Origin of the sequence: Azospirillum halopraeferens DSM 3675 (genome assembly GCF_000429625.1) — a bacterium.
GTDB lineage: Bacteria > Pseudomonadota > Alphaproteobacteria > Azospirillales > Azospirillaceae > Azospirillum > Azospirillum halopraeferens.
Genome location: NZ_AUCF01000017.1, coordinates 49,315 through 68,804 on the forward strand (window position 1 = coordinate 49,315; position 19,490 = coordinate 68,804).

Here is a 19,490-nt window from a genome sequence, read left to right on the forward strand (position 1 = left end):
GCTATAACACCTGCCCGAACGAGGGGGTGGAGCTTCCGGTGGATGAAGGCACCCCGACGTGACGTCGTCGCATGCCCGAAGAGTCCCGGCACCGGAAGCCGTTCGCACGGCCGCCGGAGCGGGCGTGCGCCGGGAAGCCTGTCGTCCAGCAACCCATAAGATGAGGTTCCACCGTGCTTGAAGCCTACCGGCAGCATGCCGCCGAGCGCGCGGCGCTCGGTATTCCGCCCCTCCCGCTGACCGCCAAGCAGACCGAGGAGCTGATCGGCCTGCTGAAGTCGCCGCCGGCGGGCGAGGAGGAGGTTCCGGTCGACCTCATCACCCACCGCGTCCCGGCCGGCGTCGACGACGCGGCGAAGGTCAAGGCGTCCTACCTGGCCGCCGTGGCCGAGGGGACGGAGGTCTGCCCGCTGCTCTCGCGCGTCAAGGCGACGGAGCTGCTGGGGACCATGCTGGGCGGCTACAACATCACGCCGCTGATCGAATTGCTGTCGGATGCGGAGTGCGGCGCCGCCGCCGCCGAGGGGCTGAAGAAGACCCTTCTGATGTTCGACTACTTCCACGACGTCAAGGCGCTGGCCGACAAGGGCAACGCCAACGCCGCGGCGGTGCTGCGGTCGTGGGCCGACGCGGAGTGGTTCACCGCGCGCCCCGAGGTGCCGGAGAGCCTGACCCTGACCATCTTCAAGGTGTCGGGCGAGACCAACACCGACGATCTCTCGCCGGCCCCCGACGCCTGGTCACGCCCGGACATCCCGCTGCACGCCCTGGCCATGCTGAAGAACCCGCGTCCGGGCATCGAGCCGGAGCAGCCGGGCACCCGCGGCCCGGTGAAGCTCCTCCAGGACCTGAAGGCGCGCGGCCACCTGGTGGCTTATGTCGGCGACGTGGTCGGCACCGGCTCGTCGCGCAAGTCGGCCACCAACTCGGTCCTGTGGTGGACGGGCGAGGACATTCCGTTCGTGCCCAACAAGCGCTTCGGCGGCGTCTGCCTGGGCTCCAAGATCGCTCCCATCTTCTACAACACCATGGAAGACGCCGGCGCCCTGCCGATCGAGCTGGACGTCTCGCAGATGGAGATGGGCGACACGGTGGAGCTGCGCCCCTATGAGGGCAAGGCGCTGAAGGACGGCAAGGTCATCGCCGAGTTCACCGTGAAGTCCGACGTGATCTTCGACGAGGTGCGCGCCGGCGGCCGCATCCCGCTGATCATCGGCCGCGGCCTGACCGCCCGCGCCCGCGAGGCGCTGGGCCTGCCCGCCTCCACCCTGTTCCGCCAGCCGGCCGCCCCGGCCGACACCGGCAAGGGCTATTCCCTGGCGCAGAAGATGGTCGGGCGCGCCTGCGGCCTGCCCGAGGGCAAGGGCGTCCGCCCCGGCACCTATTGCGAGCCGAAGATGACCACGGTGGGGTCGCAGGACACCACCGGCCCGATGACCCGCGACGAGCTGAAGGACCTGGCCTGCCTGGGCTTCTCGGCAGACCTGGTCATGCAGTCCTTCTGCCACACGGCCGCCTACCCGAAGCTGGTGGACGTGAAGATGCACAAGGAGCTGCCGGCGTTCATCGCCACCCGCGGCGGCGTCAGCCTGCGGCCGGGCGACGGCGTCATCCACTCCTGGCTGAACCGCCTGCTGCTGCCCGACACCGTGGGCACGGGCGGCGACAGCCACACCCGCTTCCCCATCGGCATCTCGTTCCCGGCCGGCTCGGGCCTGGTCGCCTTCGCCGCGGCCACCGGCGTCATGCCCCTGGACATGCCGGAGAGCGTGCTGGTGCGCTTCAAGGGCACCATGCAGCCGGGCGTCACCCTGCGTGACCTGGTCAACGCCATCCCCCTCTACGCCATCCGCCAGGGCCTGCTGACGGTGGAGAAGAAGGGCAAGAAGAACATCTTCTCCGGCCGCATCCTGGAGATCGAGGGTCTGCCCGACCTGAAGGTGGAGCAGGCGTTCGAGCTGTCCGACGCCTCGGCCGAGCGGTCGGCGGCGGGCTGCACGGTGCGCCTGAGCAAGGACCCGATCATCGAGTACATGCGCTCGAACATCGCGCTCATGAAGTGGATGATCGCCAACGACTATCAGGACGCCCGCACGCTGCAGCGCCGCATCGCGTCGATGGAGCAGTGGATCGCCGACCCGGCGCTGCTGGAGCCGGACGCCGACGCCGAGTACGCCGCGGTGATCGAGATCGACCTGGCCGACATCAAGGAGCCGATCGTCGCCTGCCCGAACGACCCGGACGACGTGAAGGTCCTGTCGGAGGTGGCCGGGGACACCATCGACGAGGTGTTCATCGGCTCGTGCATGACCAACATCGGCCACTTCCGCGCCGCCGGCAAGGTGCTGGAGGGCAAGTCCGACATCCCCACCCGCCTGTGGATCGCCCCGCCCACCAAGATGGACGCGATGATCCTGAACGAGGAGGGCTATTACAGCGTCCTCGGCAAGTCCGGTGCGCGCATGGAGATGCCGGGCTGTAGCCTGTGCATGGGCAACCAGGCGCAGATCCGCAAGGGTTCGACCGCCATGTCCACCTCGACCCGCAACTTCCCCAACCGCCTGGGCCTGGACACCCGCGTCTACCTCGGCTCGGCCGAGCTGGCGGCGGTGTGCGCGCTGATGGGCAAGATCCCGACCGTGGCCGAGTACATGGCGCAGGTGGAGGTGGTCAACAAGAAGGCCGCCGACGTCTACCGCTACATGAACTTCGACCAGATCCCGGAGTTCGCCGAGGCGGTGTGAACCTCCGCCTGAACCACGCTTCGGGACGGATGTGAAGGGCCCCCGCCGGGAAACCGGCGGGGGCCCTTTGTTTGACCGTATCGAAGTGTGGCAGAACAGTATCCCGTTCCGGTTCTATCGCCCTCCCGTTATGCGCGCTGCGGAAGAGGGAAAAAAGACAGCCGGAACGAGAATTCGACCGTCCGTGAGGAATTCAAGGTTCGCGTCATGCGTGACCGAGAACGCGACCGCGCAGCAGATCGACGCTGCATTCGGCCATACATCGTGCGCTTGATCGCCTCCACGACGAACCGGACGCGCCGCGGCTCCGCCCCTCGGCACCCCTCACCGCCCCTGGCGCCCCGCCAGGTCGATGACCCGGGCCGCAGGGGAGGTCAGCGGCAGGCGGGTGCGCCGCTCCTCCCAGCCGGCCAGGAAGGCGTCCAGCGCATCGGCGGGGAGCGGCGGGCTGACGAAGAAGCCCTGGATCAGGTCGCAGCCGATCCGCGACAGGGCTTCCCACTGGGCCGCCTCCTCCACCCCCTCGGCGACGACGGTGCGGTTCATGTCGCCGGCCATGCGGGTGATCGTCTGCACCATGCCGTGCGCGTCGGGTGAACGCGCGACGTCGTCGATGAAGCCCTTGTCCAGCTTCAGCGTCTGGATCGGCAGCCGGCGCAGGTGGGTCAGCGACGAATAGCCGGTGCCGAAATCGTCGAGCGCGATCGCGATGCCGTGGTGGTTCAACTCCTCCAGCCGGGCCACGGCCACGGCGACGTTGCCCATCATCAGGGATTCCGTGATCTCGAGCTGAAGGTTGCGCGGCGCCAGGCCGGTGGCGTCGAGGATGCGCAGGACGTCGGGAACGAAATCCCCGCGCGAAAGCTGCACCACCGAGACGTTGACGCTCATCTTCAGGCCGTCGCCGCCCGCGGCGGCCAGAGCCACGGCCCGGCGGCAGGCGGATTCCAGCACCCACAGGCCCAGCGGGATGATCATGCCGCTGTCCTCGCAGACGGGGACGAAGCGCGCCGGCGGCACCGCCCCCAACACGCTGTCGGTCCAGCGCACCAGAGCCTCGAAGCCGCGGATGCGGCCATCGGCGGTCGACGCCAGGGGCTGGTAGTGGAGCGTGAACGCGTCCTCCTCCAGCGCCGTGCGCAGGCGGCTCGACAGCCGCAGCCGGTCGACGATGTGGCGGTTCATGTCCGGCTCGAACTGCGACACCCGGCCGGGTCCGGCGTTCTTGGACCAGTGCATGGCCGTGTCGGCGTTCTGCAGCAGTTCGTCGAAGCAGCGGCCGTCCCAGGGATAGCGGGCGATGCCGATGCTGCAGGAGATGATGAAGTTCTGCCCCTCGACGGCGAACGGCGCCCGGAAGCTCGCTTCGATCTTCCGGGCCATCTCCGCGGCCGCCACCGCCTCCTCGCCCCGCACCACCGCCACGAACTCGTCGCCGCCGGAGCGCGACACGAATCCGCTGCCGACGATGCCGCGCAGCCTGCGGGCAAGCGCCACCAGCAGGGAGTCTCCCGCCTTGTGGCCGAACGAGTCGTTGATGTACTTGAAGCCGTCCAGGTCGAGCATCAGCAGCGCCAGGGATTCCTTGCACCCGCCCGCCTTCGCGGCGGCCAGCAGCTCGTCCACATGTCCGGCCAGGTGCAGCCGGTTCGGCAGGCCGGTCAGCGGGTCATAGTGGGCCAGCCGGTCCAGCCGGTCCTCCCGTTCACGCTCCGCCGTCACGTCGGTGTAGGATCCGGCCATGGCGACCGGGCGGCCCTCGCCGTCCGGCAACGCCCGGCCGCTGGCCGACAGCCAGACAAAATGGCCGTCCCGGTGGCGCATGCGGTAGACCGCGCGATACTCGGCCGCTTCCCCGGAGAGATGGCGGCGCAGCGCCGCCACGGTGGCATCGCGGTCATCGGGATGAATCGCCTCCATCCACGCCTCCGCATCGGAGATTGCGCCGGCGTCATAGCCCAGCACCTCCCGCACGCGCCCGGACAGCGTGCGCTGGCCGTTGACGAGGTCCCAGTCCCAGATGATGTCGCGCGCCGATTCCATCACCAGGCGCAGACGCTGCTCGCTGCGCCGCAGGGACTCCTCGCCGACGGTCAGGTCGGCGATGGTGTCCTGCAGGCTTTGCCGGGATGCCATCAGGTCCGTGTTGGCGGCGTGCAGGGCTCGCTCGGTGCGCCGGCGCCGGCGCGCCTCCAGGGCCAGGCCGGCCGACAGCGCGCTCAGCATGGCGATCACTCCCGCCATCGCAAGGACCAGCGTGCGGTCGGCCCCGAGGAAGGGGCGGGGGCCGTTGACCATTCGCACCGGGGCGGAGACCCGGTCGGCATCCAGGCCGAAGCGCGCCGCTTGGCGAACATCCACGGTGCGCACGATGGCGCGGCTGAAGTGCGGCGGGAGGTCCGTCACCGCGGCGCCGTTCAGGATGCGGCCGGCGAGGCGGCCGACCTCGTCCCCGTGGTCGCGGGGACTCGACAGGCTGCCACCCAGGAGCCCATGGCCCAGCAGATTCTCCTGAAGCCCGAACAGCGGCACGGCGCTGCGTTCGCTCAGCCGCTCGACGAACCGTTCCGGTGCCAGCACGACGCCCGTGGCATCCACCGAATAGCTGCCGAACAGGGCGAAGCCGTCGGGCGGCAGCGCGGCCAGGCGATCGGCCAGCTGCACCAGGGGCAGCGCCCCGAGGGCATGCCGCTCCAGCGTCGCACCCATGGCGTCCAGGACGTCGTGAAGCTCACGCTCCAGGCCGCGCCCGGATTCCGTGCGGTCGCTGATGAGGTGGAGCCGGCGATAGCCGGGGTTCAGCTCCAGCGCCATGGCGACCGTGCCGGCGATGTCCTTCGTCTCGTACACCCCCGTCACGTGGGCGCGGTCGGCGATCAGGGACATGGCGGCGTGCCGCAGGACACCGCCGAACACCAGCGGCACCGGGCCGAACAGGCGGTCGCGCAGGCGCAGGCCGAAGGCCAGGGCCGCGTCGTCGGTGCTGACGATCAGGTCCGGGCCCGACCCGGCGAAGCGGTGCGCCAGAAGGGTTTCCAGGGCGTCCAGGTTGGCGTCGGTGGGGTGGCGCTTCCAGTCCAGGAACACCACCTCCGGCTCCGCGTCGGGCCGGATGGCGTGAAGGCCGCTCCGGATGCCCTCGTCCTGGCGGTCCGTCCACTCGTACCCCGGGTGATAGGAATGGAGGATCAGGACGCGGGTCCCGGCGCCGAGGGGCACCGCGCCGGACAGCGGCGCCGACCACAGGGCCACGAAACACAACACCGCCAGCACGGCCGGCCAAAGGACGGGGACCGTCGGCGCCCTCCGCCGGGTGACGTGGCAGGATCGCATGGTGCGTCCACTCCCCGGCGACCGGACCGCCGCGTCGCCGACCATTCAGGATCATGCTGCATCAGGGCTCGGTTGCCGCGGCCCCGTCAACCCGATAGAGGTCCGTCATCCTTAAGCCGGAGCGGACCCGGGTGTGCCACCCCGGTCCGGCCGGGGACCAAAGCGGGTGCGCCGCCCCGGCGCACGCGCTACACTGGCCCTTCCACCGGTTCTGGCTGCACGGACGCATGGACGCAGAGGCAGAGGGCGTAGCGACGGGGCGGACCCCGCGGCTGACCGATCAGGTGGTCGGCGAGATCGAGCGGCGCATCGCCGCGGGCGAGCTGGCGCCCGGACTCACCCTGTCGGAACTGGGGCTGGCGGAGACGTTCGGGGTCAGCCGGGCGCCGGTGCGCACGGCGCTGCGCCGCCTGGAGCGCAACGGCCTGGTGCGGCGGGCCGACGGGCGCCGCGGCTATGTGGTCGCCGCGCCCCCGGCCCGCGGTTCCGCCACCGCCGCCGCGCCGGTCGCCGCCACCGCCGACGCCGAACCGGCCCCCCGCAAGCTGACCGCCGCCGCGAGTTGGGAGGGGATCTACCGCGACGTGTCCCGCCGGACCGTGGCCCGCGCCGCCTTCGGCCGGTGGCGGATCATCGAGACGGAGCTGGCGGCCCATTACGGCGTCAGCCGCACGGTGGCCCGCGAGGTGCTGGCCCGGCTGGAGCACGTGGGCATCATCCGCAAGGACGCAGGCTCGCGCTGGTACCTGCCCGCCCTCACCGACGGGCGGGTGGGCGAGCTGTACGAGATGCGCCGCCTGCTGGAACCGGTGGCCCTGCGCCAGGCCGCCGCGCACGCGCCGCGCGCCCTGCTGGTGCGCATGCGCGCCGACCTGGAGGCGGTGAGCGACCGGCCGGAACGGGCGCTGCCCCGTGATCTCGACCGGATGGAGCAGGATCTCCACATCGAACTGCTGTCGTTCGCCGACAACGCCACGCTGGTGGAGACGTTGCAGCACTACCACGCGCTGCTGATCACCAACGCCGTCCTCTACGAGGCGACCAGCGGCAGCTTCATCGCCGACCCCTTCATCGCCGAACACCTGGCCGTGGTCCGGGCGCTGGAGTCCGGCAACCCCGGTGCCGCGGCCGAGCACCTGGAGGAGCATCTGCGCATCTCCGGCGGCCGCGCCCTGCGCCGCATCGAATGCCTGGTGCGCACCGGCACGCTGGAGCCCCTGCGCTACCTGGCGCCGCTGCCCCTGTGATGGCCGGCCCCCGAAGCACCGAAACCTGAAAGGGACGGGTCAGCGATGCCGATTCCGGTGGAACCGTCCCGCCCCGTCGCCGCCGTCCTGGCGGTTGTGCCCCGCGGCGACGGGGTGCTGCTGGTGCGCCGTGCCAACCCGCCGGACGCCGGGCTGTGGGGGTTTCCCGGCGGCAAGGTGGAGTTCGGCGAGGCGCTGCCCGACGCCGCCGTGCGGGAACTGCGGGAGGAGACCGCGGTCACGGCGGAGCCGGTGCGGGTGCTGACGGCGCTGGACGCCTTCGAATGGCGCGGCGCACCGACGCCGCACCGCCATTTCATCCTGGTGGCGGTGCTGTGCCGCTGGCTGGAGGGCGAACCGGTGGCCGGCGACGACGCGCTGGAGGCCCGCTGGTTCTCCCTCGCCGACCTGACCGACGATTCCCCGGACCTCAGCCGGGACGTCGCCGCCGTCGCCCGCCTGGCGGCCGCGGCGGTGCCGCCGCCTTAACCGGCGGCCCGCTCCGCCCCCGCGCGCACCGGCATCGCCGGCAGCACGGCGTCCCACAGGCGGCGGGCGGCGGGGTGGGTGAAGCCGTGGCCGGAGGTCACCGGCCGCTCCTCGACCACCCGCCCGCCGTCCAGCACCACCACCCGCTCGCACAGGCGCGGCACCAGGCGCAGATCGTGGGTGACGAACAGGAACGCCGTGCCCAACGGCCGGCGCAACGCCGCCAGCATGTCCAGGATGCGGATCTGCATCACCAGGTCCAGGTTCGACACCGCCTCGTCCAGGATGATCAGCGCCGGTTCGGGCGCCAGGGCGCGGGCGATGCAGACGCGCTGCACCTGGCCGCCGCTCATCTGGCCCGGCAGCTTGCCGGCATCCTCCGGCGCCAGGCCGACCAGGGTCAGCAGCTCCGCCACCCGGTCGGCCCGGCCGGCCGGCGACAGGTCGGTGAGGTGGCGCAGCGGCTCGGAGATGATGCGGCCCACCCGGTGGCGCGGGTTCACCGCCCCGAACGGGTCCTGGAACACCACCTGGACGGCGCGCCGGTAGGCGCGCAGATCGGCACCGCGCAGTCCCGCCACGGGCGCGCCGCGGAACAGCACCCGCCCCTCGCCCGCCGGCTCCAGCCCCGGGAGCAGGCGGGCCAGCGTGCTCTTGCCGGAGCCGCTGGCCCCCACCAGGGCCACCCCCTCCCCCTCGCCCACCGTCAGGGTCACGTCGTCCAGCACGCGGCGCGGCGGCGGGCCGCCGAACAGGCCGGCGGGACGGTAGGTCTTCGCGACGCCTTCGGCGGCCAGCAGGATCATCGCAGCTCCTCCCCCGGATAGAGCGCCAGGTGGGCGGCCACCAGGGCGCGGGCGGGCGCGGTGCGGGGGGCCGCGAACAGCGCCCCGACCGGCCCGGTCTCGGCGATGCGGCCGCCGTCCATGACCGCCACGCTGTCGGCCAGGCGTGCCACCACCCCCATGTCGTGGGTGACCAGCAGCACCCCCAGCCCGCGCTCGCCGGCCAGCCGCTCGATCAGGGCGAGGACCTGCGCCTGCACCACCGGGTCCAGGTCTGTGGTCGGCTCGTCCGCCACCAGGAAGGGGGCCTCGCTGACCAGCGCCAGCGCCAGCATGACGCGCTGGAGCATGCCGCCGCTCATAAGGAAGGGATGCAGGGCGCGCACCCGCTGCGCATCCGGCAGGCCCACGGCGTGCAGGGCGTCGTCGAACAGCCGGTCGGCCGTCCAGCAGCACCCGCCCGCCGGTGGCGGTCACGCCCGGCGGCAGGATGCCCTGAAGCGCCAGACAGGTCAGCGACTTGCCGGAGCCGCTGGCGCCCACCAGGGCGGTGACGGCGCCGCGCCGGCCCGCCGGGTGGCCAGCCCCAGCCCCTCCACCCGCAGGGTCGCCGGCCCGGTCATGTGCCGCGCTCCGCCGCCAGGCCGAGGAAGGACAGGCCCGCCACGTGCAGCATCATGTGGCCGATGTCGAGGGTGGCCGGCACCACGAGCTGGGCCATGACGCCCGGCAGGATGTGCTCCCGGAACACGGTCAGGCGGCCCGCCCCGGCCACCCGCGCCGCCAGCACATGCTCGCGCTCGCGCAGGGACAGCACCAGGCCGCGCACCAGGCGGGCGTACCACGCCCAGTGGGACAGGGCGATGGCCAGCACCACGTTGGTCAGCCCGGTGCCCAGCACCCCCACCATGAACATGGCCAGCACGAAGGTCGGGACGGTCAGGAAGATGTCGCACAGGCGCATGATCACCTGATCCACCCGCCCGCCGGCGAAGCCGGCCAGGCCGCCCACCCCGATCCCCAGCGCCAGCACCAGCGCCAGCACGGTGGCGACCGCCCCAAGGGAGACGCGGGCGCCGTGCACCAGGCGCGCCAGGATGTCCCGCCCGAGATGGTCGGTGCCCAGCCAATGGACGGCGTCCGGCCCCTGGAGGCGCCGCGCCAGATCGACCGCGGTCGGATCGTGGGGGGTGATCAGCGGTGCCAGCAGGGCCACCGCGACCAGCGCCGCGGCCAGGCCGGCCCCGGCCGGGACCACCCCGGACCGCATCCGGTCCCACAGCGCCGGCCGCGTCCGGCCCCATCCCGCCGGGGTGTCCGTGTCCATCATGCCCCGGCCTCCCCCGAGAGGCGGATGCGCGGGTCCAGCCAGGCGTACAGGATGTCCACCGCGAGGTTGCACAGCACGAAGATCAGCGTCATCAGCAGGGTGAAGCACTGGATGACCGGATAGTCGCGGTTGTAGATGGCCGACACGACGTAGCGCCCCACCCCGGGCCAGCCGAAGATGCTCTCCACCACCAGGGTGCCGCCGATCAGCTCACCCACGTGCATGCCGATGGCGGTGACGATGGGCAGCAGGGCGTTGCGCACGATGTGCCCGCCGACCACCCGCGTTTCGCCCAGGCCGCGCAGGCGGGCGTACAGGACGTGGCGCTGGCCCGCCACCTCCAGCATGCCGGTGCGCAGCATGCGGGCGTTGATGGACAGCGACATGAACGCCGCGGCGAAGGCGGGCATGATCAGGTGCTCCGCCCCGCCCCGCCCCATGGGCGGCAGCCAGCCCAGCGACACCGAGAAGAACAGCACCAGCAGGAAGCCCAGCCAGAAGTTCGGCACGGACACCCCGACGAACGCGACGGCGCGCACGATATGGTCGGGCAGCCGGTCGCGACGCAGGGCCGTCCACATGCCCAGCGGGATGCTCAGCGCCAGCGTCAGCAGCAGGGCCGCCGCGCCGAGCTGGAGCGTCGCCGGCAGGTAGTACAGCAGCTCGTCCAGCACCGGCCTGCGGTTGACGTACGACAGGCCGAAATCCAGGTGCAGGGCGTTCCACAGCCAGGTCAGGAACTGTTCCGGCAGCGGCCGGTCCAGGCCGAGGTAAAGGCGTGCCGCCGCCACCGCCTCGTCGGTCGGCGGAACCTGCGACAGGCGCAGGTAGTCGAGGGCCGGGTCCCCCTGCCCCATGCGGAGCAGCAGGAACGTCATCAGCGACACCCCGATCATGATGGGCGGTAGCAACAACAGCCGCCCGAGGATGAAGCGCACCATGGTCAGCGGGCCCCGTCAGCGCGCCGCGGGGCGGATGGTTTCCAGGGGGATCTCGTTCTTCGTCGCGCCGAAGGTGACGCCCTCGATGGTGCTGCGCGCCACCGCGATGCTGGTCATGTAGGACAGCGGCAGATAGACCGCCTGGTCGTGCAGGGTGTCCCCCGTCACATTGATCTGGAGTGAGGCGGGATATGGCGGGACCGGGCGGGATATGGCGGGATCATCACCAAAATCAGAGGGATAGCGGTCACCGACGCGGCGGCGCGGGCGGGCTGCTTTGATCCTGGAGTGGGCGGCCAAAAGTCGCGCCGCGCCAATTGATGCTGGAGCACGATCAGAAGGGCCGTCGTCGTTAGCCGGAGGCGGTGCGCATATCGGACTATGCACGATATGCGCGTATCCGGCATGTTCAATTCTCATAAACGAATGCGGGTGTATGCCGGGCACCATGGGGGCTTTCACGAGCCTGACGCCGAGTGTTTGCCTTTGGCGGTGGTGCCCTTGCCGGAGCGCAGTTCCTTGTCGAGTTGGGTGATGATCAGAGGGATCATCGCGCGGCGAATGGCCGGGTCGGTGTGGGTAACGGCGATCTCTCCGGCCTTCTCCGACACCAGGGCACCGAAGTCCTTGTCGGCCAAGCGTGCGCCCCGCTCGCGATAAAGGCCGGCGATCGCGGCATACAGCTCCCCGAACGTCTCATCATCAAGGCCGGGCGCCATAACAATCGCCGGCGGCGGAACGGCGGGCGCCGACTCGTCCGGCCGCATCGGCCCCTTTCCCGTTGCCAACCATTCCAGAGCGACCCCGACAGCGCTGGCGAGGGCGATCAATCGTTGTCGCGATGGGTCCGAGTCGCCGGCGCGGTACTTGTCGATGACGCTCCGAGACAGACCGGACTTCTGCGCAAGCGCTGCCGGCCCGCCAGCCAGTTCCACGATCGTGTTTACACGTTTGCGGAAATCGCTGTCCACGTCAGAGTTCATGGCCTGAACCCTGACGCAAGGACGCCCATTCGAAAACGGCGTCAGAGTTGTTTAATATCAAAGTCTTACGCGCAGATCCGGCGCCGCCCACGAATGCGGAACCCTGACGCCACTTTCGTGGTTGCTCGGCCTTCACATTCATGTATGATTTCCCCGTTCGTCCAAAACAGCACAGCGATCCGGCCTGGCGGGGCCGGTGTGACAGGGGGGGCAATGGCGCGTACCACGGGCGACCTCAGCCCGGCCGAGATCCGGTTCCGGCTGAACCAGAAGGGCCTGACCTACGCCGACGTCGATCGGGCCTGCGGCCTGAAGGACGGGACGGCGCGGCGGGCGGCACGGCAACCGCACCCGGATGGCGAGCTGGCCATCGCGGAGATGCTGTCGTGCTCGCCGCGGGAACTCTGGCCCTCGCGGTTCAACGCGGATGGTGAGCGCCTGAAGCCTCAACCCCCTGAAAACTATACGGACCCGCCGCGGCTTTCGCACCGTCAAAAGCAAAGGGCTGCGTGAACATGAAGCCGTTGGGTCTGCAAGATGTCCCGATTTCCGCCATCGACACCGGGTTCCGGCTGCGCGCCGTGGACGAGGGGTACGTGGCGCTGCTGGCCGAGAACATCAGGGACAGCGGGCGCCTGCGCCAGCCCGTCGAGGTGCGCGTCCTGAAGGGCGGCGCCTATCGCCTGATCGCCGGCGCACACCGCCTGGCCGCCTGCACCAAGCTGGGATGGGAGGCCATCCCGGCGTTCGCCTTCGAGGCGACGGAGGACGAAGCCCGGCTGGCCGAAATCGACGAGAACCTTGTCCGTCACGAGCTGAACCCGCTGGATCGCGCCACGTTCCTGGTCGAACGCAAGGCGGTCTACGAACGGCTGAACCCCGACACGAAGGCCGGCGTGGCCGGCGGCAAGGCGCGGCAGGGTTCAGCAAACGAAATCGTTTCGTTTGCTCGGGACACCGCGGAGCGGGTCGGTCTGACCGACCGCACCATCCAGTTGGCGGTCAAGATCGCCACCGGCCTCGCTCCCGACGTCAAGGCGGCGGTGGCGGGCACACCCATCGCCAAGGTCCAGGCTGAACTGCTGGCGCTGGCCAAGCTGGGGCCGGCGGAGCAGCGCGCGGTGCTGGGCATGTTGCTGGGCGACGCGCCGAAGGCGACGTCGGTGAGGCAGGCAATGGCCCTGCTGACCAACCGGCCGGCCAAGGTGGCGGACGGCTTCGTCAAGCTGCTGACGGCGTGGCGACACGCCAGCCGGGAGGAGCGCAGTCAGTTCCTGCGACATCTGGTGGGCGATGCGTCCCACCAGCTCGGCTTCCGGATCGACACGCTTCCGGTGCCGAAGAGCGCCGCGCCCATGGCCGCGCCCGCCGACACGGGCGGTGACGAGCAGATCGACCTGGAAGAGGTGATCGTCGCCCTCAACGCCGCCGATCCTGACGCGCCGGGGACTTGACCATGGCCCGGCGCCCCCACGATCCGCACACGCTGGACCTACTGTCCTGGACGCCGCCGGAGCCGACGCGGGCGTTCGCCCGCGAGGACATCCGGGCGGCCAGCCTGCGGTCCATGGTGGCCAAGGCGGTGTCGCTGGCACTGAAGGAGTGCGGCAAGTCGCGCGAGGAGGTGGCCGAGGAGATCGGCGCCTACCTCGGCGAGCCGTGCTCGAAGCCGATGCTGGACGCCTACGCCTCGGAAGCGCGTGAGGATCACGTGGTGAACGTCGTGCGCTTCCTGGCGCTGATCCACGCCACGGGTGACCAGCGCCTACTCCAAATGCTGGCGGAACCGTTCGGCTGGGCGGTGATCGACCAGAAGTACCTGCCGGCGATCGAGGACGCGATGCTCGACGCCAAGATCGACGAACTCACGCAACGCCGCCAGTTGGCGCGCAAGCGGTGGAGGGGCTGATCATGTTCCAACCGTTCATTCGTCACCCGACCGTGCATCGTCTTGCGCGACTTCTTCCGGAAAGGGGTTTCCTTCGTCGAACGGCCACAGCGTCGGATAATTCGCAATCAGATCCACGGCTGCCCGCGCGGCTTGAGCGGACACCATGCGATAGGCTGGTCCTGGACCAACACCGTATCGGGCCGTCGTTTCAAGAAACGCCAGACCACATCGCGCGTGGTAAAGCGCCAGCAGAAGAAACATGGGGCGATCTCCCACGGCCACCTTGCGGAGCAGCGACTTGCGCTGTGTCGGCGTGGCGGCAACGAAGGTCAGCAGCTCGTTTTGTCTTTCCAGAGCCGCCGCGGCCACCCTGTCCCGCCCTTGATCGCGGCAGGTTGTGGCGAGCGCTGCGAGATCGCATTGGCGCACTTGCTCAAGCAATTCGTGAACGTGCGTCCAGGCTTCCGACGCGTAGCGGTCGATATCCATTCCTGCCCTCCGAAGTGAGGAATGCGGGAAACACTACTCCGGGCAATCGACGGGAGTCGACCGCCAGCCGTTACCGCTTCCCCTTGCGGGAGCCGCAGCCATGAAGGAGTGGTACTCCGCCGCCGAACTGGCCGGCATGGCGCTGCCCGGGCTGCCCGGTACGGAAAGCGCCACCATCCGACGAGCGAAGGCCAAAAACTGGCGCTCCCGCCCCCGCGGAGGCCGGGGCGGCGGGCTGGAATACCACGTATCGGCCCTGCCCTCGACGGCGCAGATCACGCTGACGCTGGCCGCGAAGGCCCGGACCGGGGCCGAGGCGATCCCGGCCGAGCCCGCCGCGGCCGACCGCCCCGACCGCGACACGCTGTGGGGCTGGTACGACGCCGCCACGGAAAAGAAGAAGGCCGAGGCGAAGCGCCGGCTGGACATCCTCGACGCGGTGGAAGTGCTGTACCGCAACGGCCTGCGCCGCGACGCCGCCGTCATGTCGGTGGCGGCGCACCACAAGGTCGGCGTCTCCACCGTCTACACCTGGATGAAGCTGGTGGAGGGGCGCGACCGCGCGGACTGGCTGCCGGCGCTGGCGCCGCGCCACACCGGCCGCATCGCCACCGTCGAGTGCGCGCCGGAAGCGTGGGACATGCTCCGTTCGGATTACCTCCGTCATGCCGCACCCCCCTTTTCGGACTGCTATGAGCGCATGAAGCGCGCGGCCGACGCGCAGGGGTGGGCGGTACCGTCGGAACGCACGCTGCTGCGGCGCCTGCACGCCACCGTGCACCCGGCGGTGGTCGCGATGTGCCGGGAGGGGACCGAGGCGGTCAAACGCATGTACCCCGCGCAGGAGCGCGACCGCACCCACTTCCACGCGCTGGAAGCCATCAACGGGGACGGGCATCGCTGGGACGTGTGGGTGCAGTGGCCGGACGGTGAGGTGGCGCGGCCGAACATGGTGGCGTTCCAGGACCTGTACAGCGGCATGATCCTGTCATGGCGGGTGGACCGGACAGCCAACAGTTGGGCGGTGCGCCTCGCCATCGGCGACCTGGTCGAGACCTGGGGCATCCCGCGCAAGGTGTGGCTCGACAACGGCCGCGACTTCGCCAGCAAATGGCTGACGGGCGGGACGCCGAACCGCTACCGCTTCACGGTGCGGGACGAAGATCCGGTCGGCATCCTGACGCAGTTGCTGGGGCCGGAGAACATCCACTGGACCACCCCCTATTCGGGGCAGTCCAAGCCGATCGAGCGGGCGTTCAAGGACTTCGCGAACGATATCGCGCGGCACCCTGCCTTCGAAGGCGCCTACACCGGCAACTCGCCCGTGGCCAAGCCGGAGAACTACAAGTCCCGCGCCATCCCGCTGGAGCGCTTCCTGGAGATCCTGGTCAGCGAGATCAACCAGCACAACGACCGCGCCGGCCGGGAGGCCCGTGCCTGCCGGGGCCGCTCGTTTCGGGACACGTTCCTGGAGAGCTACGCCAGCGCACCCATCACCAAGGCGACGGAGGAGCAGCGGCGGCTGTGGCTGCTGGCGGCGGACGGGGTGACCGTCAATTCCCGCGACGGCACCGTCAAGCTGTTCGATAACCGCTACTTCGCGGAGTTCCTGCATCTGCACCGCGGCGACAAGGTGATCGCGCGGTTCGACCCGGAGTTCCTGCACGACGGGCTGCACATCCACCGGCTGGACGGTGGCTATCTCGGCCATGCGCCGGTGCTCGACCCTGCCGGTTTCGACAACACCGAGGCGGCGCAGACCCACAACCGCGCCCGCAAGGCATGGCTGCGCGGCGTGCGCATGATGGCCGAGGCCGAGCGGCGCATGTCGCCGGAGAAGGTGGCGGATCTGGTGCCGCCCAATCTCGGGCCGGCGGTGCCGGCTGAGGCGCGGGTGGTGCAGCTCGCCCGCCCCACCCTGGACCTGAAGCGCGCGCCGGAGCCGGAGCGCACGGACGGCCAGGAACAACGCCACACCGCACTGATCGCCGAGTTCCGGCGGCCGGCCGAGGTGCCGCGGGACGAACGGACCGAACGGCTGGAATGGGCGATGCGGACCGAGGCGGCGATCGCCGCCGGGACAGCGACGCCGGAGGAGGCGGAGCGGTTCGCGCGCTACGCCCGGCAGCCGGAATGGAAGGCCCACAAGCGGCTGGCCGCCGACTTTGCGCAGGCCACGGCCTGAACGAAACAGCCCCCGGCCCTTTGCCGAGGACCGGGGGCGGAACAGGAAAGCATTGCCGAGGATGAACGATATGACCATCACCCCCTTTCCCGTCAAGCCCGGATCGGGCGATGAGATGCCGGACACGGCCCCGCTGGCCAACGTCGCCCTGTTCGCCGAGCTGCTGGAGCGGTTGCTGGGCCGCCACCGCAACCTGCCGGGCATGGCGGTGTGGTACGGCCCCAGCGGCTACGGCAAGACGAAGAGCGCCGTCTACGGGGCCAACCGCTTCCGGTCCTACTACATCGAGTGCGGCGCCACCTGGACGCAGGCGAAGTTCTGCCGGTCGCTGCTGACCGAGCTGGGCCTGCCGCCGACCGGCACCGTGGCCGACATGGTGGAGCGGGCGATCGGCGCGCTCAAGGTCAGCCGCCGGCCGCTGATCATCGACGAATTCGATCACGTGGTGGCCCGCAGGTACGTGGACGTGATCCGGGAGATCCACGATCAGTCCGGCGCTGCCATCGTGCTGATCGGCGAGGAGCTGCTGCCGCACAAGCTGAAGCAGTTCGAGCGCTTCCACAACCGCGTGCTCGACTGGCAGCCGGCCCAGCCCTGCGATGCGCGCGACGCCGGCATCCTGGTGCAGGTGTTCGCGCCCGGTATCGCCGTGGCGCCGGACCTGTTGGCGCGCATCGTCCGGGTGTCGGACGGCCGGCCGCGCCGCATCGCGGTCAACCTGGACCGGGTGCGCGAATACTGCGAGCTGGAAGGGTTGGGTGCCATCGATGCCGACCGCTGGGGGGTGCGCCCGCTGTTCTCCGGCGAGCCACCGGCGCGCCGGGCGGGAGCGTGAGCCATGGCGCGCAAGCCCGCCCACATCGTGGCGCAGATCACCGTGCGCGTTCCGTACGGCCAGGACGGCGTGTGGCAGGTGATCCGTGAGCTGCGAACGGTCACGTTGGGCGGCCTGCTGGAGCGGGTCGAGGCGGACCGGAGAACCGTGTCGGGTTACCTGGAGCGGCTGGAGCGCGGCGGCTTCATTGCCCGCGGCGTCGACGGAGCGTGGAGCCTGACGGTCGACCAGGCGGATACGCCCCGCCTGCGGCCGGACGGCACGCCGGCCCGCGAGGTCGGCCGGGGGCAGGAAAACCTGTGGCGCAGCATGAAGATGCTGGACCGCTTCAGCGCAGACGATCTGGCGCGGGCCGCCAGCACGCCGGATGTGCGGGTGTCTGCCGCCGCGGCCGCCAGCTACGCCCACCGTCTGCACCGCGCCGGCTACCTGACCGTCGAACAGCCGGCGGCAAGAGGACGGCGGGGTAAGGCGGTCTACTCCCTCGACCCGCGGATGAACACCGGACCGCGGGCGCCGATGGTCCAGGCCACAGACTTCATCTTCGATCCCAACACCCGGCGCGTGCATGGCGCCGCCGAGGGGAGGTGAGGCATGTCCCAATCCCGAACCCTGATCGCTTTCGCCCGGGACCTGCACCGCGTGCCGCCGGGCTTCGCCGCGCCGCGCGGGCTGTCGGGCGCCGAGGTGTCGCTGCTGGCTCATCGGCTGGACCGCATGGCCGAACCGCTGGTGGGCCTGGTGCCCGCGGCGGCCGAGCGGCTGCGGCTGACCGCGGCCGCGCTGACCGGCGCCCCCGCCCGCAAGGGCGTCACCGCCGCCGAGCTGACGGAACTCTGCGTGTTCCTGGCGATGCTGTCCGGCTACGTCGCGCTGCACGAGCCGGCGGCTGATGCCGCGGACGACGGGAGGGCGGCATGATGCGCGCCCCCCTGCCGCCGATCGGCGCCACGATCGAAGTGACCTGGCCCGGCCACAAGCCGGCCCGCTATGAGCTGCGGTGCTACCGCGACCTGGGCGACGGCCGGTACGTCGTGCTGGCCCTGGATGCCGGCGCCAACTTCGTCTCCTTCCGGGTCGGCCCGGCGGACGGCGGGTGGGTCGCGCTGCCGCCCGTCATGGCGGTGTCCGGCGCGATCCGGCTGGCCGAGCGGGTCCGGCGGGGTGAGACCCTGCCGGGGCCGGCCACGGCGCCGCTGGCGGCGCTGGCGGACGCGGTGCTGGCCCTGGCGGGCCTGCTGCCCGTGGACGGCCGGCCGGCGCCGCTGGTCTGCGTGGAGGGCTGCGCATGAGCGCGCTCGCCATCGCCCTGTTCGGCGCCCTGCGCCGCCCCTTCCGCCGGCCCGCGCGGCCGGCCACCTGGCACCCGGAGCGCCTGGCGCTTGGCGGGGCCGTCACCATCACCACCAGAAGGTAGGCAACCCATGACCACATCCGCGACCGAGCGGCCCGAGGGGCACCCTCTTGCCGACATCATTCCCGCCCTGCCGCCGGGCGCACCTACGCTGGCCCGGCACCTGCGCTGGGCGCTGGACACCATCGCCCGCAAAGTCCCGGGTGCTGTGGACAGTGACGATTTCGATGCCGCCCGGCAGGTGCTGGCCGGGCTGCCGGGCGTACCGTCCGGCACCGTTGCCATGGAGGGCCGCACCTTCTGGCGTGAGGAGGACGGCCGGCTCACGCCCGAGAACCTGGTCAGGGCGGAGAAACTGTTGGAGGACGCCTTCGTCCGCGCCGTCGCCGGCGGGGCGCTGGCCATCAGTGCCAGCCTGTCGCGCTTCAAAGTTCTGTCGTTCAGCGAGGCGAGCGCTCTGATCGACGCCATCGCCCGCGACTACGGCGTGCAGATCGGCGGGAAGGCCGGCAACACCGCATTCTTCACCTTCGACCGCGCCTTCAAAGTGCAGATCCAGGTGCAGGAGCGGGTGACGGTCGGCCCAACGATCCAGATCGCCAAGGAGGCTCTGAACGAGTACCTGCGCGAGGCCGATGCGTCCGACGAAGTGAAGGCGATCATCAACTCTGCCTTCGGTCTGGATGATCAGGGCCGGGTGCGCGTCGCCGAGCTGGTGCGGCTCAAGCGGCTGAACATTCAGCATTCACGCTGGCGCGCGGCGATGGCCGCGATTGACGACGCCATGGAGACGGCGGGCAAGGCCATCTACCTGCGCGTCTACCGCCGTCGCGAGGATGGCCGGTTCGACCTCATTCCGCTCGACCTGGCCAGCGCGTGAGGTG

Annotated in this window: 20 protein-coding genes and 1 pseudogene; 13 read left to right on the plus strand and 8 right to left on the minus strand. The window is 70.7% G+C overall.

Annotation, left to right across the window (positions count from 1 at the left end):
* The first annotated feature begins 173 nt into the window (after positions 1 to 173).
* Positions 174 to 2,744 carry a bifunctional aconitate hydratase 2/2-methylisocitrate dehydratase gene (gene acnB / locus G472_RS0117105; RefSeq protein WP_029009361.1) on the plus strand — a complete coding sequence of 857 codons (2,571 nt, stop codon included), beginning with the start codon at positions 174 to 176 and terminating at the stop codon, positions 2,742 to 2,744.
* A 324-nt stretch (positions 2,745 to 3,068) separates the two neighbouring features.
* Here acnB and G472_RS33795 read toward each other — a convergent pair whose 3' ends face one another.
* Positions 3,069 to 6,077: an EAL domain-containing protein gene (locus G472_RS33795; protein WP_169732826.1), complete on the minus strand. Its 3,009-nt coding sequence runs from the start codon at positions 6,075 to 6,077 to the stop codon at positions 3,069 to 3,071.
* Between the two features lie 227 nt (positions 6,078 to 6,304).
* Between G472_RS33795 and G472_RS33800 the strand changes: the two genes are divergently transcribed.
* Together G472_RS33800 and G472_RS33805 are read left to right on the plus strand one after the other, a co-directional pair.
* On the plus strand, positions 6,305 to 7,324 hold the full coding sequence (locus G472_RS33800) for a GntR family transcriptional regulator (protein ID WP_084536716.1): 1,020 nt from the start codon (positions 6,305 to 6,307) through the stop codon (positions 7,322 to 7,324).
* A gap of 45 nt (positions 7,325 to 7,369) precedes the next feature.
* Positions 7,370 to 7,813, plus strand: a complete 444-nt coding sequence (locus G472_RS33805) for an NUDIX hydrolase (protein WP_035692793.1) — start codon at positions 7,370 to 7,372, stop codon at positions 7,811 to 7,813.
* On the opposite strand, the gene nikE is transcribed toward G472_RS33805, so the two are convergent.
* The 6 genes and pseudogenes from nikE to G472_RS38175 all read right to left on the minus strand — a co-directional run bounded on the left by nikE (position 7,810) and on the right by G472_RS38175 (position 11,852).
* The gene (gene nikE, locus G472_RS0117125; protein WP_029009362.1) at positions 7,810 to 8,619 is read right to left on the minus strand and encodes a nickel ABC transporter ATP-binding protein NikE; all 810 of its coding nucleotides are present in this window, start codon (positions 8,617 to 8,619) and stop codon (positions 7,810 to 7,812) included. The two genes, G472_RS33805 and nikE, sit on opposite strands and share 4 nt — an antisense overlap.
* A pseudogene (locus G472_RS38170) lies at positions 8,616 to 9,165 on the minus strand (ATP-binding cassette domain-containing protein); the annotation flags it as partial. The gene nikE and the pseudogene G472_RS38170, both read right to left, overlap by 4 nt.
* 52 nt (positions 9,166 to 9,217) lie before the next feature.
* Entirely contained in the window at positions 9,218 to 9,928 is a 711-nt protein-coding gene (locus G472_RS33815; RefSeq protein ID WP_245593516.1) for an ABC transporter permease subunit, read from the minus strand.
* Positions 9,925 to 10,869: a nickel ABC transporter permease subunit NikB gene (gene nikB / locus G472_RS0117140; RefSeq protein ID WP_029009363.1), complete on the minus strand. Its 945-nt coding sequence runs from the start codon at positions 10,867 to 10,869 to the stop codon at positions 9,925 to 9,927. Before nikB ends, G472_RS33815 begins: the two co-directional genes overlap by 4 nt.
* A gap of 15 nt (positions 10,870 to 10,884) precedes the next feature.
* On the minus strand, positions 10,885 to 11,037 hold the full coding sequence (locus G472_RS38875; RefSeq protein WP_156927153.1) for a hypothetical protein: 153 nt from the start codon (positions 11,035 to 11,037) through the stop codon (positions 10,885 to 10,887).
* Positions 11,038 to 11,327: 290 nt separating this feature from the next.
* Positions 11,328 to 11,852 (minus strand): helix-turn-helix domain-containing protein, encoded by a 525-nt coding sequence (locus tag G472_RS38175; protein ID WP_084536717.1) that lies wholly within the window; start codon positions 11,850 to 11,852, stop codon positions 11,328 to 11,330.
* A 213-nt stretch (positions 11,853 to 12,065) separates the two neighbouring features.
* Between G472_RS38175 and G472_RS0117155 the strand changes: the two genes are divergently transcribed.
* Genes G472_RS0117155 through G472_RS0117165 form a run of 3 tightly spaced genes read left to right on the plus strand, consistent with a single transcriptional unit; the run spans position 12,066 to position 13,761 of the window.
* Positions 12,066 to 12,365, plus strand: coding sequence for a helix-turn-helix domain-containing protein (locus tag G472_RS0117155; RefSeq protein WP_029009365.1), 300 nt, complete (start codon positions 12,066 to 12,068; stop codon positions 12,363 to 12,365).
* Between the two features lie 2 nt (positions 12,366 to 12,367).
* Positions 12,368 to 13,306, plus strand: a complete 939-nt coding sequence (locus G472_RS37315; protein ID WP_051340936.1) for a ParB/RepB/Spo0J family partition protein — start codon at positions 12,368 to 12,370, stop codon at positions 13,304 to 13,306.
* Positions 13,307 to 13,308: 2 nt separating this feature from the next.
* Positions 13,309 to 13,761: a hypothetical protein gene (locus tag G472_RS0117165; protein WP_029009366.1), complete on the plus strand. Its 453-nt coding sequence runs from the start codon at positions 13,309 to 13,311 to the stop codon at positions 13,759 to 13,761.
* A gap of 15 nt (positions 13,762 to 13,776) precedes the next feature.
* Here the strand turns inward: G472_RS0117165 and G472_RS38880 are convergent, their stop codons facing one another.
* On the minus strand, positions 13,777 to 14,232 hold the full coding sequence (locus G472_RS38880) for a hypothetical protein (RefSeq protein WP_156927154.1): 456 nt from the start codon (positions 14,230 to 14,232) through the stop codon (positions 13,777 to 13,779).
* A gap of 100 nt (positions 14,233 to 14,332) precedes the next feature.
* Between G472_RS38880 and G472_RS0117170 the strand changes: the two genes are divergently transcribed.
* The 7 genes from G472_RS0117170 (at position 14,333) to G472_RS33830 (ending at position 19,486) form a co-directional block, all read left to right on the plus strand.
* Positions 14,333 to 16,417 (plus strand): transposase domain-containing protein, encoded by a 2,085-nt coding sequence (locus G472_RS0117170; RefSeq protein WP_029009367.1) that lies wholly within the window; start codon positions 14,333 to 14,335, stop codon positions 16,415 to 16,417.
* A 70-nt stretch (positions 16,418 to 16,487) separates the two neighbouring features.
* Positions 16,488 to 17,252, plus strand: coding sequence for an AAA family ATPase (locus G472_RS0117175; protein WP_051340937.1), 765 nt, complete (start codon positions 16,488 to 16,490; stop codon positions 17,250 to 17,252).
* A 3-nt stretch (positions 17,253 to 17,255) separates the two neighbouring features.
* Positions 17,256 to 17,843 (plus strand): hypothetical protein, encoded by a 588-nt coding sequence (locus G472_RS33825; protein WP_051340938.1) that lies wholly within the window; start codon positions 17,256 to 17,258, stop codon positions 17,841 to 17,843.
* A gap of 3 nt (positions 17,844 to 17,846) precedes the next feature.
* Positions 17,847 to 18,173 (plus strand): hypothetical protein, encoded by a 327-nt coding sequence (locus G472_RS0117185; RefSeq protein ID WP_029009369.1) that lies wholly within the window; start codon positions 17,847 to 17,849, stop codon positions 18,171 to 18,173.
* A complete protein-coding gene (locus G472_RS0117190) occupies positions 18,170 to 18,544 on the plus strand; it encodes a hypothetical protein (RefSeq protein WP_029009370.1) in 375 nt (124 codons plus the stop codon). The genes G472_RS0117185 and G472_RS0117190 overlap by 4 nt, the downstream gene beginning before the upstream one ends.
* A complete protein-coding gene (locus G472_RS40625) occupies positions 18,541 to 18,669 on the plus strand; it encodes a hypothetical protein (protein ID WP_281173346.1) in 129 nt (42 codons plus the stop codon). The genes G472_RS0117190 and G472_RS40625 overlap by 4 nt, the downstream gene beginning before the upstream one ends.
* Positions 18,670 to 18,676: 7 nt before the next feature.
* Complete coding sequence (locus tag G472_RS33830) at positions 18,677 to 19,486, plus strand: DUF3164 family protein (RefSeq protein ID WP_051340939.1); 810 nt, start codon at positions 18,677 to 18,679, stop codon at positions 19,484 to 19,486.
* The last annotated feature ends 4 nt before the right edge of the window (positions 19,487 to 19,490 follow it).

Coding starts and splice junctions, on each gene's coding strand:
- G472_RS33795 (WP_169732826.1), bottom strand. CDS start 6,077: ATGCGATCCTGCCACGTCACCCGGCGGAGGGCGCCGACGGTCCCCGTC.
- G472_RS33800 (WP_084536716.1), top strand. CDS start 6,305: ATGGACGCAGAGGCAGAGGGCGTAGCGACGGGGCGGACCCCGCGGCTG.
- G472_RS33805 (WP_035692793.1), top strand. CDS start 7,370: ATGCCGATTCCGGTGGAACCGTCCCGCCCCGTCGCCGCCGTCCTGGCG.
- nikE (WP_029009362.1), bottom strand. CDS start 8,619: ATGATCCTGCTGGCCGCCGAAGGCGTCGCGAAGACCTACCGTCCCGCC.
- G472_RS33815 (WP_245593516.1), bottom strand. CDS start 9,928: ATGATGGACACGGACACCCCGGCGGGATGGGGCCGGACGCGGCCGGCG.
- nikB (WP_029009363.1), bottom strand. CDS start 10,869: ATGGTGCGCTTCATCCTCGGGCGGCTGTTGTTGCTACCGCCCATCATG.
- G472_RS38175 (WP_084536717.1), bottom strand. CDS start 11,852: ATGAACTCTGACGTGGACAGCGATTTCCGCAAACGTGTAAACACGATC.
- G472_RS0117155 (WP_029009365.1), top strand. CDS start 12,066: ATGGCGCGTACCACGGGCGACCTCAGCCCGGCCGAGATCCGGTTCCGG.
- G472_RS37315 (WP_051340936.1), top strand. CDS start 12,368: ATGAAGCCGTTGGGTCTGCAAGATGTCCCGATTTCCGCCATCGACACC.
- G472_RS0117165 (WP_029009366.1), top strand. CDS start 13,309: ATGGCCCGGCGCCCCCACGATCCGCACACGCTGGACCTACTGTCCTGG.
- G472_RS38880 (WP_156927154.1), bottom strand. CDS start 14,232: ATGGATATCGACCGCTACGCGTCGGAAGCCTGGACGCACGTTCACGAA.
- G472_RS0117170 (WP_029009367.1), top strand. CDS start 14,333: ATGAAGGAGTGGTACTCCGCCGCCGAACTGGCCGGCATGGCGCTGCCC.
- G472_RS0117175 (WP_051340937.1), top strand. CDS start 16,488: ATGACCATCACCCCCTTTCCCGTCAAGCCCGGATCGGGCGATGAGATG.
- G472_RS33825 (WP_051340938.1), top strand. CDS start 17,256: ATGGCGCGCAAGCCCGCCCACATCGTGGCGCAGATCACCGTGCGCGTT.
- G472_RS0117185 (WP_029009369.1), top strand. CDS start 17,847: ATGTCCCAATCCCGAACCCTGATCGCTTTCGCCCGGGACCTGCACCGC.
- G472_RS0117190 (WP_029009370.1), top strand. CDS start 18,170: ATGATGCGCGCCCCCCTGCCGCCGATCGGCGCCACGATCGAAGTGACC.
- G472_RS40625 (WP_281173346.1), top strand. CDS start 18,541: ATGAGCGCGCTCGCCATCGCCCTGTTCGGCGCCCTGCGCCGCCCCTTC.
- G472_RS33830 (WP_051340939.1), top strand. CDS start 18,677: ATGACCACATCCGCGACCGAGCGGCCCGAGGGGCACCCTCTTGCCGAC.